Genomic DNA, 15493 nt, shown 5'->3' with positions numbered 1-15493 from the left:
CCTCATCACTTTCCGGTCGCGATCGCCCGGCCGGGGGTCTGGGGGTTGTCCCCCAGGCAGACACTCACCGAGGTCACCTTGTCATGCGCGCCAGTCCAGCGGGACCTGCTTGTCCCGGTCCCACGGGCGCTCCCAGCCCGCGTAATGCAGGATCTTGTCGATCACGCCGGCCGTGAAGCCCCAGACCAGGGCCGATTCGACCAGAAATGCCGGGCCTCGGTGGCCGCTGGGGTGCACGGTGGTGGCGCGGTTGGCGGGGTCCGTGAGATCCGCCACGGGGACCGTGAAGACCCGGGCCGTCTCCGCGGGATCGACGACGCCGACCGGGGTCGGGCGGCGCCACCAGCCCAGGACCGGGGTGACCACGAAGCTGCTCACCGGGATGTACAGCTTGGGCAGCACGCCGAAGAGCTGGACGCCGCTCGGATCGAGCCCGGTCTCCTCCTCGGCCTCGCGCAGCGCGGCCCGCAGCGGACCGTCGGCCTTCGGGTCGCCGTCCTCGGGGTCGAGGGCGCCGCCGGGGAAGGAGGGCTGCCCGGCGTGCGACCTGAGGGATCCGGCGCGCTCCATGAGCAGCAGCTCGGGGCCGCGGTCGCCCTCGCCGAACAGGATGAGGACGGCGGACTGGCGCCCCGCGCCGTTCTCCGGGGGCAGGAAACGGCTCAGCTGGAGCGGCTCGACCGTCTCGGCGGCGTGCACCACCGGGGCCAGCCAGTCGGGCAGGCCGTCCTTGCTGAGTGCCACCGGCCCGCCCTGTGTGTTGCTCGCGTGCGTCATCGCCACCCCCGTTCTGCTGTTCCCAACGCCTGCCGGTGCCGTGTTCGTTCCGTCATCCGGCGCCCAGTGGGGGTGCGGGGATACCGCCGGCGTCCAGGTACGCCTGCGGGGGCTTGAGGCGCTGGCCGGGGAAGCCGCCCTTCTCGTACTTCAGGAGCTTCTTCGCCTTCTCGGGGTCGGTCTCGCCCTCCCCGTACGCCGGGCAGAGCGGGGCGATGGGGCAGGCGCCGCAGGCGGGCTTGCGGGCGTGGCAGATACGGCGGCCGTGGAAGATCACGTGGTGGGAGAGCATCGTCCACTCGCTCTTCGGGAAGAGCGCGCCGACGGCCGCCTCGATCTTGTCCGGCTCGGTCTCGTCGGTCCACTTCCAGCGGCGGACGAGCCGCTGGAAGTGGGTGTCCACGGTGATTCCGGGCCGCCCGAAGGCGTTCCCGAGGACGACGAAGGCGGTCTTGCGGCCTACGCCGGGGAGCTTGACGAGGTCTTCGAGGCGGCCGGGGACCTCGCCCCCGAAGTCGTCCCGCAACGCCTTGGAGAGCCCTATCACCGACTTGGTCTTGGCCCGGAAGAATCCAGTTGGGCGGAGGATCTCCTCGACCTCCTCCGGGTTGGCCTCGGCCAGGTCCTCGGGGGTCGGGTATTTGGCGAAGAGCGCCGGAGTCGTCTGGTTCACCCGCAGGTCGGTGGTCTGGGCGGACAGGACCGTGGCAAGGAGCAGCTGGAAGGGGTTCTCGAAGTCCAGCTCCGGGTGGGCGTACGGGTACACCTCGGCGAGCTCGCGGTTGATGCGGCGGGCTCGGCGCACCAGGGCGGTGTCTGGCGGGGCCGCCTTTTGCGGGGACTTCTTGGCCGGGGGCGACTTCTTGGCCGACGGCGACTTCTTGGCCGGGGGCGCTTTCTTCGCCGGGGGCGACTTCTTGGCGGGGGTGGGGGTCTTGCCTGCGGCGGCTTTGGCGACGGTTGTCCTGGCGGCAGTGGCCTTCTTGGCGGTCGTCGTCTTCTTGGCTGCCGTGGCCTTCTCGGCGGCCGTCGTCTTCCTGGCAGCCGTGGCCTTCTTGGCGACTGTCGACTTCGTGGCCGACGTCTTCTTCGCAGCCGTCACTTCCGTCGCCGTCCCTTTTTCGGCGGCCGCCGCCTTCGTATTTTTGGCGCCCGCCGCCTTCGCGGCCGTCGAATTTGTCTCTTTTGTCGGTTTCTTGGTTCCGTCGGGGACTTGTTCGCCCACAGCGGAATCGCGACGTACAACCACCCGCCCAGCCCCCTTGGCCTGTGCTCTCACCGGCGATTTGGACACCCGGCCAGCCTAAAGCCCGGCACCGACATCCGCCCCGGACCCAAGAGATCGGCCCCCAATTGGCCCCCTGCCGCACTGCCCGGGACGCCAGTGCGGCAGACTTGTGACTGATCACACTGTTTGGACCGTCCGGCAAAATGGGGAACACGGTCCCCTGGTACACCGGGGGGCAAGATCCCCTGAGCAGGTCGACAAGGAGAGAACTCGTGGACGACGTTCTGCGGCGCGCCCCGCTCTTCGCGGCGCTCGATGACGAGCAGGCCGCGGAGCTCCGCGCCTCCATGAGTGAGGTGACCCTGGCACGCGGTGACGCTCTCTTCCATGAGGGCGACCCCGGGGACCGCCTCTACGTGGTCACCGAGGGCAAGGTGAAGCTCCACCGCACCTCCCCCGACGGCCGCGAGAACATGCTCGCCGTCCTCGGCCCCGGTGAGCTGATCGGCGAGCTGTCGCTGTTCGACCCGGGCCCGCGCACGGCGACCGCCACCGCGCTGACCGAGGTCAAGCTGCTGGGCCTCGGCCACGGCGACCTCCAGCCGTGGCTGAACGCACGGCCCGAGGTGGCCGCCGCGCTGCTGCGCGCCGTCGCCCGGCGCCTGCGCAAGACCAACGACCAGATGTCCGACCTGGTGTTCTCGGACGTGCCCGGCCGCGTGGCCCGCGCGCTCCTGGACCTCTCGCGCCGCTTCGGTGTGCAGTCCGAAGAGGGCATCCACGTCGTGCACGACCTCACGCAGGAGGAGCTGGCCCAGCTGGTCGGCGCGTCTCGCGAGACGGTCAACAAGGCGCTCGCGGACTTCGCGGGCCGCGGGTGGCTCCGCCTGGAGGCGCGGGCCGTGATTCTGCTGGACGTGGAGCGGCTGGCCAAGCGGTCGCGCTGAGTTTTGGCCGTACGTCGACGGGGTTCCGCCTTCTTGAGAGGCGGGGCCCCGCTGTGGTTGCCGGGGGATGGTTCTCGCCCCCTCCGCCCCTGCCCGTCCCGTGCCTGGAGGCTCCGCCCCCCAGACCCCCGTATCGGCCTGAACGGCATCGTCCTCAAACGCCGGACGGGCCAAAAGATCCAGGGCACAGTGGGCGCATGAGCGGCAGAGGGCTCGACGCCCAGGGGTACATCGAGCCCGAAGGATCCCTCGGGCGGATTCCGCACGCGTTCCGGCCCGTCGTCGCCGCGGCCCGCGATCGGTTGCTGGACGCCTTCGGGGCGCGGGTGACCAGCGCGTACCTCTACGGGTCGATTCCGCGTGGCACCGCGCGCGTGGGGCGCAGCGACCTGGATCTGCTGCTGGTGCTGCGCGAGGAGCCCACCGACGCGGACCGGGCGGACGCTCGGGCGCTGGACGAGGCGCTCGACAAGGAGTTCCCGCAGATCGACGGCGTCGGGACGCTGCTGGCCAGCCGTGCGCGGCTGCTGAGCGACCTGGAGACGTACGACCTCGGGTGGTTCGTCGCCTGCCTCTGTACGCCTCTCCTGGGCGAGGATCTGGCCGAGTTCCTGCCGCGCTATCGTCCCGACTCCCGACTCGCCCGGGAGACCAACGGCGACCTCGCGCTGTTCCTGCCGCGCTGGCGGGAGCGGATCGCCGGTGCCGCCGACACGGACGAGGCCCGGCGCCCGCTGGTCCGCTTCATGTCACGCCATCTCGTCCGCACCGGCTTCACGCTCGTCATGCCCCGCTGGAACGGCTGGACCAGCGACCTGAAAGAGATGGCCGAGACGTTCGGCGCGTACTACCCGGAGCGGGCCGCGCAGCTGCGCGAAGCGGCCGTCCTCGGATACGAGCCGACGGGCGATCTCGCCGTCCTGCGCTCGTACGTCGACGACCTCGGGCCGTGGCTGGCCGCGGAGTACGCGCGCGTGCACGGCATCAAGGCCCCGCGTCCCTGAGTGCCTCCCCAGGGGCCGCAAAAACGCCTGGAGGCCCCAGTTGCCCAGCTGCCCTAGATGAGGCCGTGCTCGCGCAGGTAGTCCATCTGTGCGCGCACGGACAGCTCCGCCGCGGGCCACAGCGAACGGTCCACGTCCGCGTACACGTGCGCGACGACCTCGTCCGGCGACCGGTAGCCGTTCTCGACCGCCGTCTCGACCTGGGCGAGGCGGTGCGCGCGATGGGCGAGGTAGAACTCGACGGCGCCCTGGGCGTCCTCGAGGACGGGCCCGTGGCCGGGCAGGACGGTGTGGACGCCGTCGTCGACCGTCAGTGAGCGGAGCCGGCGCAGGGAGTCGAGATAGTCGCCCAGACGGCCGTCCGGATGGGCCACCACGGTCGTACCGCGGCCCAGGATGGTGTCCCCGGTCAGGACGGCCCGGTCGGCCGGGAGATGGAAGCACAGCGAGTCGGCGGTATGCCCGGGCGTCGGTACGACGCGCAGCTCGAGCCCGCCGACGGCGATCACGTCCCCCGCGGCCAGCCCTTCGTCCCCGAGCCGCAGCGCCGGGTCCAGGGCCCGCACCTTCGTACCCGTCAGCTCGCCGAACCGGGCCGCCCCCTCGGCGTGATCGGGGTGCCCGTGCGTGAGCAGCGTCAGCGCGACCCGTTTCCCCGCCTTCTCCGCCGTATCCACGACATTCCGCAGATGTACGTCGTCCAGGGGCCCCGGGTCGATCACCACCGCGAGCTCGGAGTCCGGCTCGGAGACGATCCAGGTGTTGGTGCCGTCCAGGGTCATCGCGGAGGCGTTGGGAGCGAGCACGTTGACCGCGCGCGAAGTGGCGGGGCCGGAGAGGACTCCGCCGCGTGGCTGGCCCGGGAGGGCGGTGGCGTCGGTCATGCGGAGGCTCCACCGGTCGGGATGTGCTTGGTGAACTCGTCGTGGCCGGGCCAGGCGAGGATCACTTCACCGTTCTCCAGGCGGGCCTTGGCCAGGACGGGGGTCAGGTCGCGGGCGGGAGCGGCGGCCAGGGCGTCGGCGGCGCTGTCGTACGGGATGAGCTGGCGCAGGGTGGCGATGGTGGGCGGCATCATCAGGAGCTCGCCCTTGTCGTATCCGTCGGCCGCGTCCGCGGGGCGGATCCACACGGTGCGGTCGGCCTCCGTGGAGGCGTTGCGGGTGCGCTGGCCCTCCGGGAGGGCGGCCACGAAGAACCACGTGTCGTAGCGGCGGGTCTCGAATTCCGGGGTGATCCAGCGGGTCCAGACGCCCAGGAGGTCGGATCTGAGCACGAGCCCTCTGCGGTCGAGGAACTCGGCGAAGGAGAGATCGCGGGCGACCAGGGCCGCGCGGTCCGCCTCCCACTCCTCGCCCGTGGTGTCGCCGACCACGGTGTCCGGGGTGGGCCCGGCGAGCAGGACGCCCGCCTCCTCGTACGTCTCGCGGACCGCCGCGCACACGATGGCCTGGGCCGAGGTCTCGTCCACTCCGAGTCTTTTCGCCCACCACGCGCGCGTGGGGCCCGCCCAGCGGATCTGGTGCTCGTCGTCGCGGGGGTCCACGCCGCCGCCCGGATACGCGTACGCGCCTCCGGCGAAGGCCATGGAGGTGCGTCTGCGCAGCATGTGCACCACAGGGGTGGCAGAGGTGTCCTTGAGCAGCATGACCGTGGCCGCCCGCTTGGGGGCCACCGGTGTCAGGGAGCCCTCCGCGAGCGCGCGGATCCTCTCGGGCCACTCCGGGGGGTACCACTGCCCATTCGCCATGGGCGGAGGCTATCCCGTGCCGGGCGGATGTTCGAGAGGCCGTCGACGATCACGGCGTCCGGTGCCGGGGGTGCGGGTGAGGCTTTTTCGCCCCCTCCGCCCCTGCCCGTCCCGTACCGGTCTTTCGACTGCGGGCCGGTGGGGGGTTGTCACGCAGTTCCCCGCGCCCCTGACGGGGCACGGCAGCGGGCGGCAGCCCCCCGGTACGGGACGGGTAGAGCCGGAGGGGTCGAGACAACCCTTGCCCGCGGCCCCGCCTACGCCTCCGTCAGCTCCACCTGGATTTCGACCTCCACCGGGGCGTCCAGCGGGAGGACCGCCACGCCGACCGCGCTGCGGGCGTGGACACCCTTGTCGCCGAGGACCGCGCCCAGGAGTTCGCTCGCGCCGTTCAGGACGCCCGGCTGACCCGTGAAGTCCGAGGCGGAAGCGACGAAGCCGACGACCTTCACGACACGAGCGATGCGGTCGAGGTCGCCCGCTACGGATTTGACCGCGGCAAGGGCGTTCAGCGCGCAGGTGCGGGCCAGCTCCTTGGCCTCCTCGGCGGTGACCTCGGCGCCCACCTTGCCGGTGACCGGAAGCTTGCCGTCCACCATCGGCAACTGGCCCGCGGTGTAGACGTACACACCGGACTGCACGGCGGGCTGGTACGCGGCGAGCGGCGGGACGACGTCCGGCAGACTCAGCCCGAGTTCCGCCAGCTTCGACTCGACGGCGCCGCTCATGCCGACTTCTCCCGCTTCAGGTAGGCCACCAGCTGCTCGGGGTTGTTCGGCCCGGGCACGACCTGGACGAGCTCCCAGCCGTCCTCGCCCCAGGTGTCCAGAATCTGCTTCGTGGCATGGACGAGCAGCGGCACAGTTGCGTATTCCCACTTGGTCATGCGGCCGACTTTAGCCGTTGCCGTCCGGGGCCTCGCGCACACGTTGTCCACAGCCTCCTGCGTAGTACGGCGGCGGACTGGTTAGGCTCGAATACGTGAGCAGGCTCCAGGTCGTCAGCGGCAAGGGCGGTACCGGCAAGACCACGGTGGCCGCGGCCCTCGCGCTCGCCCTCGCGACCGAGGGCAAGCGCGTCCTCCTCGTCGAGGTCGAGGGCAGACAGGGCATCGCGCAGCTCTTCGAGACAGAAGCGCTGCCTTATGAGGAGCGGAAGATCGCCGTCGCTCCTGGGGGCGGGGAGGTGTACGCGCTCGCCATCGACCCCGAACTGGCCCTTCTGGACTACCTCCAGATGTTCTACAAACTGGGCAGCGCGGGCCGTGCCCTGAAGAAGCTCGGCGCCATCGACTTCGCCACCACCATCGCGCCCGGCGTCAGGGACGTACTCCTGACCGGCAAGGCCTGTGAGGCCGTACGCCGCAAGGACAAGAGCGGGCGATTCGCGTACGACTACGTGGTGATGGACGCGCCGCCCACCGGGCGCATCACGCGTTTCCTGAACGTCAACGACGAGGTGGCCGGCCTCGCGAAGATCGGGCCGATACACAATCAGGCACAGGCCGTCATGCGCGTCCTCAAGTCCCCGGAGACCGCGGTGCATTTGGTGACGCTCCTTGAGGAGATGCCCGTCCAGGAGACCGCGGACGGCATCGCCGAGCTGCGGGCCGCGAAGCTGCCGGTGGGGCGGATCATCGTGAACATGGTGCGGCCCGCGCTCCTGGACGACACCGACCTGGAGCTCACGGCCGCCGTTCCCCGTACGGCCATCGCCAAGTCGCTCTCCGCGGCCGGACTCGGCGGTGCCCGCCGCGGCGGACTCGCCGAGCGGCTCGTGGACCCGCTGCTCCAGCAGGCGGAGGAGTACGCCGAGCGCCACACCCTGGAGCGCGAGCAGCGGGCCGTGCTCACCGAGCAGGACCTGCCGCTGCACGAACTCCCGCTGCTCGCCGACGGAATGGATTTGGCGGGCCTGTACGAGCTCGCCGCGGAACTGCGCACGCAAGGGATCTCATGAGTCTGAACCCGGCCCGCGTACTCGACGTCGACCCGCTGCTCGACGACCCGAAGACCCGCATCGTGGTGTGCTGCGGCTCGGGCGGCGTCGGCAAGACGACCACGGCGGCGGCCCTGGGGCTGCGCGCCGCCGAGCGCGGCCGCAAGGTGGTCGTGCTCACCATCGACCCGGCGCGCAGGCTCGCCCAGTCCATGGGCATCGACTCGCTGGACAACACCCCGAGGCGCGTGAAGGGCGTCGAGGGGGACGGCGAGCTGCACGCCATGATGCTCGACATGAAGCGCACCTTCGACGAGATCGTCGAGGCGCACGCAAACGGCAAGCAAGCGGCCGCGATCCTCAACAACCCCTTCTACCAGTCGCTTTCGGCGGGCTTCGCGGGCACACAGGAGTACATGGCGATGGAGAAGCTGGGGCAGCTGCGGGCGCGGGACGAGTGGGACCTCATCGTCGTCGACACGCCGCCCTCGCGCTCGGCGCTGGACTTCCTGGACGCCCCGAAGCGGCTGGGCTCGTTCCTGGACGGGAGGCTGATCCGGCTGCTGACGGCGCCGGCGAAGCTGGGCGGCCGGGCGGGGATGAAGTTCCTGAACGTGGGGATGTCGATGATGACCGGCACCCTGGGCAAGCTCCTGGGGGGCCAGCTCCTCAAGGACGTCCAGACGTTCGTGGCCGCTATGGACACGACCTTCGGGGGATTCCGTACCCGCGCGGACGCCACGTACAAGCTGCTCCAGGCGCCCGGCACAGCGTTCCTGGTGGTGGCGGCCCCGGAGCGGGACGCGCTGCGCGAGGCCGCGTACTTCGTGGAGCGGCTGGCCGCGGAGGACATGCCGTTCGCGGGTCTGGTGCTCAACCGGGTGCACGGCAGCGGCGCCGCTCAGCTGTCCGCCGAGCGGGCGCTCGCCGCCGCGGAAGATCTTGATTCCGCGGCGGATTCCGCGGCCGCAGAAAATCTTGACGACGCCCGCATTGTCGATCAGGGGGACGGGAAAGCTGGACTTCGTAACTCTCCCGACACGTACGACAGTTCAGAATCTCCCGCTTCCGAAACACCAGCTCCGGACGGTTCCGACGAAGGCTCCCCCGCCGCCACGGACAGGACCGCCGTCACGGACGAGCACCAGACCGCCACCACGGACGAGACCCGGACCGCCGCCACGGACACCGACCGGACCGTTGAACAACTCACCGCAGGCCTGTTGAGGCTGCATGCCGAGCGCATGCAGCTGCTCTCCCGCGAGCAGCGCACGCGTGACCGCTTCGCCGCGCTCCACCCCGAGGTGGCGGTGGCCGAAGTGGCCGCCCTGCCGGGCGACGTACACGACCTCGCGGGGCTGCGGGACATCGGGGACCGGCTCGCGGCCAATCGGCCGGAGCTGCCCGAAACCCTCGAACCGGGGGCCTGAGGGGAACGCCCTCAGCCCACCGCCGCGTAGCGCTCGTACACCTCTTCCTCGTCGAGGGGCAGCAGGCCCGCGCCGCGCTCGTACTCCGTACGCGCGGTCTCCAGCAGGCGACGCCACGAGGTGACGGTCGGCCGGCGGCGCAGCAGTGCGCGGCGCTCCCGCTCCGTCATGCCACCCCACACGCCGAATTCGACGCGGTTGTCGAGCGCATCGGCGAGGCACTCCGTGCGTACCGGACATCCGGTGCACACTGCCTTCGCCCTGTTCTGCGCTGCTCCTTGAACGAACAGTTCATCCGGATCGGTAGTGCGGCAGGCCGCCTGCGCACTCCAGTCGGTTACCCAGCCCATACCGGCGCCGTCCTCTCCCGAATCGAGGCTCCCCCACGGCGGCAGCGGCATATTCACCGCCGCCAGTTGAGGACGTTACGGAAGGTGGGCACAGCGCAACACCCCCTTCGGGCCCAATCTTGAATGGCCCGAACGGACTATGCGTAAGCGGCAGATCACCCGGGGGAGTGAGCTGAGGACATGCGTGAGTATCCCGGCAAACCGGGACAGTTCAGTTGAGTCACAACGGACGCCTGGTGACGCATGAGGCTGATTCGGACACGCCCTCAACGAACCCCCGACAAAAAGTTGGGGATCCTCCGGAACGATTCGGGGTCGCCGGACGTATTGATACGTGGCCGCACTGCTGTGACAGTTGAGAGCAGCTTAGGCCAAGGCATATACGCGTGTCCGGCGAATGAGAACGTAGGCTGCCCCCATGCCAAAGAAGCGCTCGGGCGGCGGTCTGTCGGCAACGCAGCAGGCCGCCAAGTTCCTCGGTGTCAGCGTGCTCGCAGGCGCCGTCATGGCCGGAATCGCGCTGCCCGCCGCGGGCGCGCTCGGTCTGGCGGCCAAGGGATCCGTGCAGGGGTTCGACGAGATTCCCGACAACCTGAAGAGTCCGTCGCTGAGTCAGCGGACCACGATCCTGGACAGCCAGGGCGGTCAGATCGCGACGGTCTACTCGCGCGACCGCACGGTGGTCGACCTCAAGGACATCTCGCCGTACATGCAGAAGGCGATCGTCGCGATCGAGGACTCGCGCTTCTACCAGCACGGCGCGGTCGACATGAAGGGCGTCCTGCGCGCCCTGAACCAGAACGCGCAGAACGGCGGAGTGGCCCAGGGCGCCTCCACGCTCACCCAGCAGCTGGTGAAGAACTACTTCGTCGAGGAGGCCGGTGACGACCCGACGAAGGTCGCCCAGGCCACCCAGCAGACCCTCGGCCGCAAGATCCGCGAGCTCAAGTACGCGATCCAGCTGGAAGAGAAGCTCGGCAAGAAGAAGATCCTCGAGAACTACCTGAACATCACGTTCTTCGGCGAGCAGGCCTACGGCATCGAGGCCGCCGCCCAGCGCTACTTCTCCAAGCCCGCCAAGGACCTGAACCTCCAGGAGTCGGCGCTGCTCGCGGGCATCGTCCAGTCGCCCAGCCGGTACGACCCGGTCAACGACGAGGCGGAAGCCACCAAGCGCCGCAACACCGTGCTGCAGCGCATGGCCGAGGTGCACGACATCTCCCAGCAGGAAGCGGACGCGGCCAAGGAGAAGAAGCTCGGCCTGCACGTGAGCCAGCCCAAGAACGGCTGCATCACGGCCGCCAAGGGCGCCAGCTTCTTCTGCAAGTACGTGGAGCACGTCTTCCTGAGCGACCCGGTCTTCGGCAAGACCAAGGAGGCCCGGGCGAAGATCTGGAACCAGGGCGGCCTGACGATCCGTACGACGCTCGACCCGCAGTCCCAGGAGTCGGTGCAGACATCGATAAAGGATCACGTCTACAAGTCGGACAAGGTCGCCGCGGCGGCCACCCTGGTCGAGCCCGGCACCGGCAAGATCCTCGGTATGGGCCAGTCGAAGCCCTACGGCTACGGGAAGAACGAGACCGAGTACAACTTCTCGGTCAACTACGACATGGGCGGCTCGAACTACGGCTTCCCGACCGGCTCCACCTTCAAGCCGTTCGTGGCCGCGGCCGCGCTGGAGCAGGGCGTGCCGGCGACGAAGGAGTACTCGTCGCCGAACAAGATGCCCTACCCGAGCCCCGTACAGACGTGCGGCAGCAAGCCCTGGACCAACCAGGCCAACGAGCAAGTGCCGAACGAGAGCCTGTCCGAGGTCGGTCCGTACCGGCTGAAGGAGGCGATGGCCAAGTCGGTCAACACCTACTTCGTGCAGATGATCTCGGACATCGGCCTCTGCCCGGTGATGAACCAGATCGACAAGCTCGGCGTGGTCCAGGGCAACGGCGACAAGCTCCCCCAGGTGCCCTCCATCGCCCTCGGTGCCAAGGGCATCTCCCCGCTGACGATGGCCACCGCGTACGCCGCCTTCGCCTCCCGCGGCATGTACTGCACCCCGATCGCCATCGAGTCGATCACGCAGAAGATCGACGGCACGCAGAAGTCCCTCGAGGTGCCGAAGTCGACGTGCTCGCGGGCGATGTCCGAGAAGACCGCGGACACCATCAACACCCTTCTGAGCGGCGTGATCGACTCCGGTACGGGCCAGCAGGCCGGTCTCACCGACCGCGCCAACGCCGGTAAGACCGGTACGACGGACGAGCGCAGGAACGCCTGGTTCGTCGGCTACACGCCGAACCTGTCCGGCGCGGTCTGGGTCGGCAGCGCCACCCAGAAGGTCAAGATGGTGAGCATCAACATCGGCGGTGTCTACCGCGACAAGGTCTACGGCGGTCAGGTCCCCGGGCCCATCTGGCGGGACCTGATGGCCGGCGCTCTCACGGGCAAGGACTCCCCGTCCTTCAACCTCGTCGACATTCCCGACGACAACAAGGGCAAGGACGACGGGAACAACGACGACAACAACGGCAATGGGAACGGAAACGGGAACGGCAACGGGAACGGCAACGGGAACTCCACCGATGGGAACACCATCGCCGGTCAGACCGACGGCGGAACGTTCCCGACGCCTTCCTTCTCCATTCCCGAGGGATGGATTCAGGGCAACACCAACAGCGGCAACGGAAACGGCGGGCAACGCGGCTGACCGGTACTCCCTGACGTAATTACGTCAGCTCCACGGTAAGGGCACCTTCTCGGCGGAGGCCATGACATATTCGCCTCCGGCCCCGCCTTGAGGGTGCCCTTGTCGTTGCCATCTCCCGTGGAGGGGACATGAAACTCAGATCCCGGCTCGGTGTCACGTTCAGTGCGTTACTCGGTTCCCTGACCCTGGCCGTGGCCATACCCACTTCGGCACAGGCGGCCTCCTGCGACAACTTCGGCTGCGACGGCCACGACCCGAACGTCCAGACCTGGCAGACCGGCCCTGTCAGCCCCTACGGCCCGTACGACCTCGGCGGCTCGTTCGAGTACGAGCTGCGCTGGGGCAAGACGGACGGGGACCAGTACAGCTGGGGCCGGCTGTGGTACATCAGCGGCTCGGACGAGCAGAAGTGGACGGTCTACGTCCAGCGCTGCACGAAGAGCCACTCGACCTGTTACTGGCGCCTGGGCGAGAAGAAGGGCGGGGCCTCCGGCTGGACCTCGAAGGTACCCGGGGGAACCAACTACTACTTCACACGCACCCCGATGTACTACAACCCGTCGGGTTATGAAATGCGGGCCTGCGTGGAGGACCCCTCGGGCGACGAGTCGTGCACCCCTTGGTACTGAGCCCGACCGGCGACCACACTGCCTATGGCCGGAAAACGAGCGGGGATGGCGCAATTGCGTCACCCCGCTCGCCCCGTTAACAGTCTTTGGTGAGATTTATTCAACTGTCCGGATCCACAAGCGCTTCCTAGACTGGCCCCGCGAGAGGCAGCGATCGACTGCTGCTACTTGGGGGAGGCGACTTGACCGTTACGCCAGAAGTAAACGCCGGTAATCCGAGAATCGACGCCAACGACCAGAAGATCCTGAATCTGTTGTACGAGGGGCTGAACGACGCGTCGATTGCACGGCACTTAGGAGTGGGACACCGCACGATACAGCGCAAAGTGCACCGACTTATGGAACAGCTCCAGGCCAATGGGAGGGTAGCCCTGGGCGCACGCGCCCAGGAACTCGGACTGCTGGGCAGTTCCACCGATCACTAGCGACCCGCACGGACGCACGTGGACACCTGGGTGACCTCTAGGTCCTTGCGTGCAGGGGTGCGGGTGACCTGCCGGCAGGCCGACGCCCACGTGCGGGCGTCGGCCTGCCCGGGCTTACGCCGCATGCCTTCGCGAATATGCGCCTCGGTCGTACTGCTCGTTGGATTCGACTACTACGCGTCGGTGCCGGCGAAAGGCGTGCAGCTCAGCTTGCCCGAGGTCTTCTCCTTGCCGCAGGCGCGGACCATATAGCCCTTGCCGCCGACCATGTTGGTCCAGTCGTGCTGCCCGTCCTTGGCATCCACGGTTCGACGGCTGATGAGCGTGGTCCTGTCCGGATCGTTCTCGCAGCCTGTGCCGTTGCACCCGGCCGCGTACGCGGTCCCGCCACGAGGAACCAGAGAGACCACGGCCGCCGCCACCGGAACCAGCGCCGGCTTGGCGAGCGATTTCATCCTGCGCGACTTTTCCATTTCCGTTTACGCCAACCTGTCTCATCCAATTCGATGCGATGGCCCGGCACGGGGTCATCGGGCGCCCACGCCCGTCACCGATCGGTGGACGCAGAATGAGGGTGCCCCCTTGTTCGCAGGGGGCACCCTCATCTCTCGTATGGCATCTCGCGTACGGGCTTCTCGCGTACGGGCGTGTCTCGTACGGGCATGTCTCGTACGGGCATGTCTCGTACGGGCATGTCTCGTACGCGAAAACCTCAGCCGGCGAGCAGCTTCTTCACCACGGCGGCGACACGGCCGCCCTCGGCCTGGCCGGCCACCTTCGGGTTCACGATCTTCATGACCTGCCCCATGGCACGCGGCCCTTCGGCACCCGCCGCCTTCGCCTCCTCGACGGCCTGGGCCACGATCTGCTGGAGCTCCTCGTCGGACAGCTGCTTGGGCAGGTACGTGGCGAGAACCTCGCCCTCCGCCTTCTCCCGCTCGGCCGACTCGGGGCGCCCGCCCTGCGCGAAGGCATCGGCGGCCTCACGGCGCTTCTTCGCCTCGCGGGTGATCACCTTCTGCACCTCGTCGTCGGAGAGTTCGCGCTTGGTCTTGCCCGCGACCTCCTCCTTGGTGATGGCGGCGAGGGTCAGCCGGAGCGTCGAGGAGCGGAGCTCGTCGCGCTCCTTGATGGCGGCGTTGAGGTCTTCCTGCAGCTTCGACTTGAGCGTGGTCATGCCGTCGATTGTCGCAGGTGTGGTGCGACGGTCGCCTGTTGATTTCGGCGCGGGCCGTGCGCGCCCGGGGTTGTCCACAGGCCGGGACGTGGAGCCGCCGGTGTCTGACACGATGGACGTATGCACGCGCGATACGGAGTACCCCTGGGAATCGCGGCGGTGGGCACCGCCGGTCTGTTGTACGCGGCGGGTTTCGAGGCCCGTTCCTTCCGTCTCCGGCGGGTGACGGTCCCGATCCTGCCACCGGGGATGCGACCGCTCCGTGTCCTCCAGGTCTCCGACATCCACATGGTGAGCGGCCAGCGCAAGAAGCAGCGCTGGCTGCGTTCCCTGGCCGGGCTGCGCCCCGACTTCGTCATCAACACCGGGGACAATCTCTCCGACCCCGAGGGCGTGCCCGAAGTCCTGGACGCGCTGGGCCCCCTGATGGAATTCCCGGGGGCGTACGTCTTCGGTTCGAACGACTACTACGGCCCCAAATTCCGCAACCCGGCCCGCTACTTGTTCGAGAAGGCGCAGGGTCGCCACGGTCTGAACGGCAACGCACCGGTCGTGGGCGTCATCCACAACCCGTGGGAGGACCTCCGCGACGGCTTCGACACGGCGGGCTGGCTGAACCTGACGAACACGCGGGGGATGCTGAAGGTCGAGGGCGCGGAGATCGAGCTGACCGGCCTCGACGACCCGCACATCAAGCGGGACCGCTACGCGCGCGTGGCCGGCGGGCCGTCGGAGTCGGCCGACTTCTCGATGGGCGTGGTCCACGCCCCGTACCTGCGCACCCTGGACGCCTTCACGGCCGACGGCTACCCCCTGATCCTGGCCGGCCACACCCACGGGGGCCAGCTCTGCCTCCCCTTCTACGGCGCCTTCATCACCAACTGCGACCTGGACACGGACCGTGTGAAGGGCCTGTCCACCCATACGGCGGAGGGCCGCACGTCGTACATGCACGTCTCGGCGGGCTGCGGGACGAACCGCTACACGCCGGTACGGTTCGCCTGTCCGCCGGAGGCGTCGCTGCTGACGTTGGTGGAGCGGAGGTAGGGGCAGGGGCGCGGGGCCCTGACGGGGCGGACGGATCAGAGCCCACGCCGCCTGTTGATCACGCGCGGGGCAGACACCGCGAGG

At 68.9% G+C, this 15493-nt stretch carries 17 protein-coding genes; 8 read left to right on the top strand and 9 right to left on the bottom strand.

Annotated features, from left to right (window positions below; translation table 11 throughout):
- Positions 1-81: 81 nt before the first annotated feature.
- Together AB5J53_RS26185 and nth are read right to left on the bottom strand one after the other, a co-directional pair.
- Positions 82-777: a CoA pyrophosphatase gene (locus AB5J53_RS26185; protein WP_369248098.1), complete on the bottom strand. Its 696-nt coding sequence runs from the start codon at positions 775-777 to the stop codon at positions 82-84.
- 52 nt (positions 778-829) lie between these two features.
- Positions 830-1879 carry an endonuclease III gene (nth, locus tag AB5J53_RS26180; protein ID WP_369248097.1) on the bottom strand — a complete coding sequence of 350 codons (1050 nt, stop codon included), beginning with the start codon at positions 1877-1879 and terminating at the stop codon, positions 830-832.
- A 398-nt stretch (positions 1880-2277) separates the two neighbouring features.
- Between nth and AB5J53_RS26175 the strand changes: the two genes are divergently transcribed.
- Positions 2278-2952 carry a Crp/Fnr family transcriptional regulator gene (locus AB5J53_RS26175; protein WP_006382668.1) on the top strand — a complete coding sequence of 225 codons (675 nt, stop codon included), beginning with the start codon at positions 2278-2280 and terminating at the stop codon, positions 2950-2952.
- A gap of 197 nt (positions 2953-3149) precedes the next feature.
- The gene (locus tag AB5J53_RS26170) at positions 3150-3956 is read left to right on the top strand and encodes a nucleotidyltransferase domain-containing protein (RefSeq protein WP_369248096.1); all 807 of its coding nucleotides are present in this window, start codon (positions 3150-3152) and stop codon (positions 3954-3956) included.
- Between the two features lie 53 nt (positions 3957-4009).
- On the opposite strand, the gene AB5J53_RS26165 is transcribed toward AB5J53_RS26170, so the two are convergent.
- The 4 genes from AB5J53_RS26165 to AB5J53_RS26150 all read right to left on the bottom strand — a co-directional run bounded on the left by AB5J53_RS26165 (position 4010) and on the right by AB5J53_RS26150 (position 6592).
- Positions 4010-4840, bottom strand: a complete 831-nt coding sequence (locus tag AB5J53_RS26165; protein ID WP_369248095.1) for an MBL fold metallo-hydrolase — start codon at positions 4838-4840, stop codon at positions 4010-4012.
- Positions 4837-5706, bottom strand: a complete 870-nt coding sequence (locus AB5J53_RS26160; RefSeq protein ID WP_369248094.1) for an NUDIX hydrolase — start codon at positions 5704-5706, stop codon at positions 4837-4839. The genes AB5J53_RS26165 and AB5J53_RS26160 overlap by 4 nt, the downstream gene beginning before the upstream one ends.
- Positions 5707-5963: 257 nt before the next feature.
- Positions 5964-6434 carry a RidA family protein gene (locus AB5J53_RS26155; protein ID WP_369248093.1) on the bottom strand — a complete coding sequence of 157 codons (471 nt, stop codon included), beginning with the start codon at positions 6432-6434 and terminating at the stop codon, positions 5964-5966.
- The gene (locus AB5J53_RS26150) at positions 6431-6592 is read right to left on the bottom strand and encodes a DUF4177 domain-containing protein (protein WP_075033571.1); all 162 of its coding nucleotides are present in this window, start codon (positions 6590-6592) and stop codon (positions 6431-6433) included. The genes AB5J53_RS26155 and AB5J53_RS26150 overlap by 4 nt, the downstream gene beginning before the upstream one ends.
- Positions 6593-6687: 95 nt before the next feature.
- On the opposite strand from AB5J53_RS26150, the gene AB5J53_RS26145 reads away from it, so the two are divergent.
- A complete protein-coding gene (locus AB5J53_RS26145) occupies positions 6688-7665 on the top strand; it encodes an ArsA family ATPase (protein WP_369248092.1) in 978 nt (325 codons plus the stop codon).
- On the top strand, positions 7662-9074 hold the full coding sequence (locus AB5J53_RS26140; RefSeq protein ID WP_369248091.1) for an ArsA family ATPase: 1413 nt from the start codon (positions 7662-7664) through the stop codon (positions 9072-9074). Before AB5J53_RS26145 ends, AB5J53_RS26140 begins: the two co-directional genes overlap by 4 nt.
- 11 nt (positions 9075-9085) lie before the next feature.
- On the opposite strand, the gene wblA is transcribed toward AB5J53_RS26140, so the two are convergent.
- Positions 9086-9424 carry a transcriptional regulator WblA gene (wblA, locus tag AB5J53_RS26135; protein ID WP_028799159.1) on the bottom strand — a complete coding sequence of 113 codons (339 nt, stop codon included), beginning with the start codon at positions 9422-9424 and terminating at the stop codon, positions 9086-9088.
- 418 nt (positions 9425-9842) lie between these two features.
- On the opposite strand from wblA, the gene AB5J53_RS26130 reads away from it, so the two are divergent.
- From AB5J53_RS26130 to AB5J53_RS26120, 3 genes are all read left to right on the top strand, one after another.
- Positions 9843-12131 carry a transglycosylase domain-containing protein gene (locus AB5J53_RS26130; protein ID WP_369248090.1) on the top strand — a complete coding sequence of 763 codons (2289 nt, stop codon included), beginning with the start codon at positions 9843-9845 and terminating at the stop codon, positions 12129-12131.
- 128 nt (positions 12132-12259) lie between these two features.
- Positions 12260-12760, top strand: coding sequence for a hypothetical protein (locus AB5J53_RS26125; RefSeq protein ID WP_369248089.1), 501 nt, complete (start codon positions 12260-12262; stop codon positions 12758-12760).
- A gap of 182 nt (positions 12761-12942) precedes the next feature.
- Positions 12943-13185, top strand: a complete 243-nt coding sequence (locus tag AB5J53_RS26120; RefSeq protein ID WP_369248088.1) for a LuxR C-terminal-related transcriptional regulator — start codon at positions 12943-12945, stop codon at positions 13183-13185.
- Positions 13186-13358: 173 nt separating this feature from the next.
- Here the strand turns inward: AB5J53_RS26120 and AB5J53_RS26115 are convergent, their stop codons facing one another.
- Entirely contained in the window at positions 13359-13640 is a 282-nt protein-coding gene (locus AB5J53_RS26115; protein ID WP_369248087.1) for a hypothetical protein, read from the bottom strand.
- Positions 13641-13897: 257 nt separating this feature from the next.
- Positions 13898-14362 carry a GatB/YqeY domain-containing protein gene (locus tag AB5J53_RS26110; protein WP_369248086.1) on the bottom strand — a complete coding sequence of 155 codons (465 nt, stop codon included), beginning with the start codon at positions 14360-14362 and terminating at the stop codon, positions 13898-13900.
- 120 nt (positions 14363-14482) lie between these two features.
- On the opposite strand from AB5J53_RS26110, the gene AB5J53_RS26105 reads away from it, so the two are divergent.
- Entirely contained in the window at positions 14483-15409 is a 927-nt protein-coding gene (locus AB5J53_RS26105) for a metallophosphoesterase (RefSeq protein ID WP_369248085.1), read from the top strand.
- Positions 15410-15493: the final 84 nt, after the last annotated feature.

The sequence above is a fragment of the Streptomyces sp. R41 genome, assembly GCF_041053055.1.
Taxonomy (GTDB): domain Bacteria; phylum Actinomycetota; class Actinomycetes; order Streptomycetales; family Streptomycetaceae; genus Streptomyces.
This window is presented reverse-complemented; position numbering and strand designations above follow the sequence as displayed.

Coding starts and splice junctions, on each gene's coding strand:
- AB5J53_RS26185 (WP_369248098.1), bottom strand. CDS start 777: ATGACGCACGCGAGCAACACACAGGGCGGGCCGGTGGCACTCAGCAAG.
- AB5J53_RS26170 (WP_369248096.1), top strand. CDS start 3,150: ATGAGCGGCAGAGGGCTCGACGCCCAGGGGTACATCGAGCCCGAAGGA.
- AB5J53_RS26165 (WP_369248095.1), bottom strand. CDS start 4,840: ATGACCGACGCCACCGCCCTCCCGGGCCAGCCACGCGGCGGAGTCCTC.
- AB5J53_RS26160 (WP_369248094.1), bottom strand. CDS start 5,706: ATGGCGAATGGGCAGTGGTACCCCCCGGAGTGGCCCGAGAGGATCCGC.
- AB5J53_RS26155 (WP_369248093.1), bottom strand. CDS start 6,434: ATGAGCGGCGCCGTCGAGTCGAAGCTGGCGGAACTCGGGCTGAGTCTG.
- AB5J53_RS26150 (WP_075033571.1), bottom strand. CDS start 6,592: ATGACCAAGTGGGAATACGCAACTGTGCCGCTGCTCGTCCATGCCACG.
- AB5J53_RS26140 (WP_369248091.1), top strand. CDS start 7,662: ATGAGTCTGAACCCGGCCCGCGTACTCGACGTCGACCCGCTGCTCGAC.
- wblA (WP_028799159.1), bottom strand. CDS start 9,424: ATGGGCTGGGTAACCGACTGGAGTGCGCAGGCGGCCTGCCGCACTACC.
- AB5J53_RS26130 (WP_369248090.1), top strand. CDS start 9,843: ATGCCAAAGAAGCGCTCGGGCGGCGGTCTGTCGGCAACGCAGCAGGCC.
- AB5J53_RS26125 (WP_369248089.1), top strand. CDS start 12,260: ATGAAACTCAGATCCCGGCTCGGTGTCACGTTCAGTGCGTTACTCGGT.
- AB5J53_RS26115 (WP_369248087.1), bottom strand. CDS start 13,640: ATGAAATCGCTCGCCAAGCCGGCGCTGGTTCCGGTGGCGGCGGCCGTG.
- AB5J53_RS26110 (WP_369248086.1), bottom strand. CDS start 14,362: ATGACCACGCTCAAGTCGAAGCTGCAGGAAGACCTCAACGCCGCCATC.
- AB5J53_RS26105 (WP_369248085.1), top strand. CDS start 14,483: ATGCACGCGCGATACGGAGTACCCCTGGGAATCGCGGCGGTGGGCACC.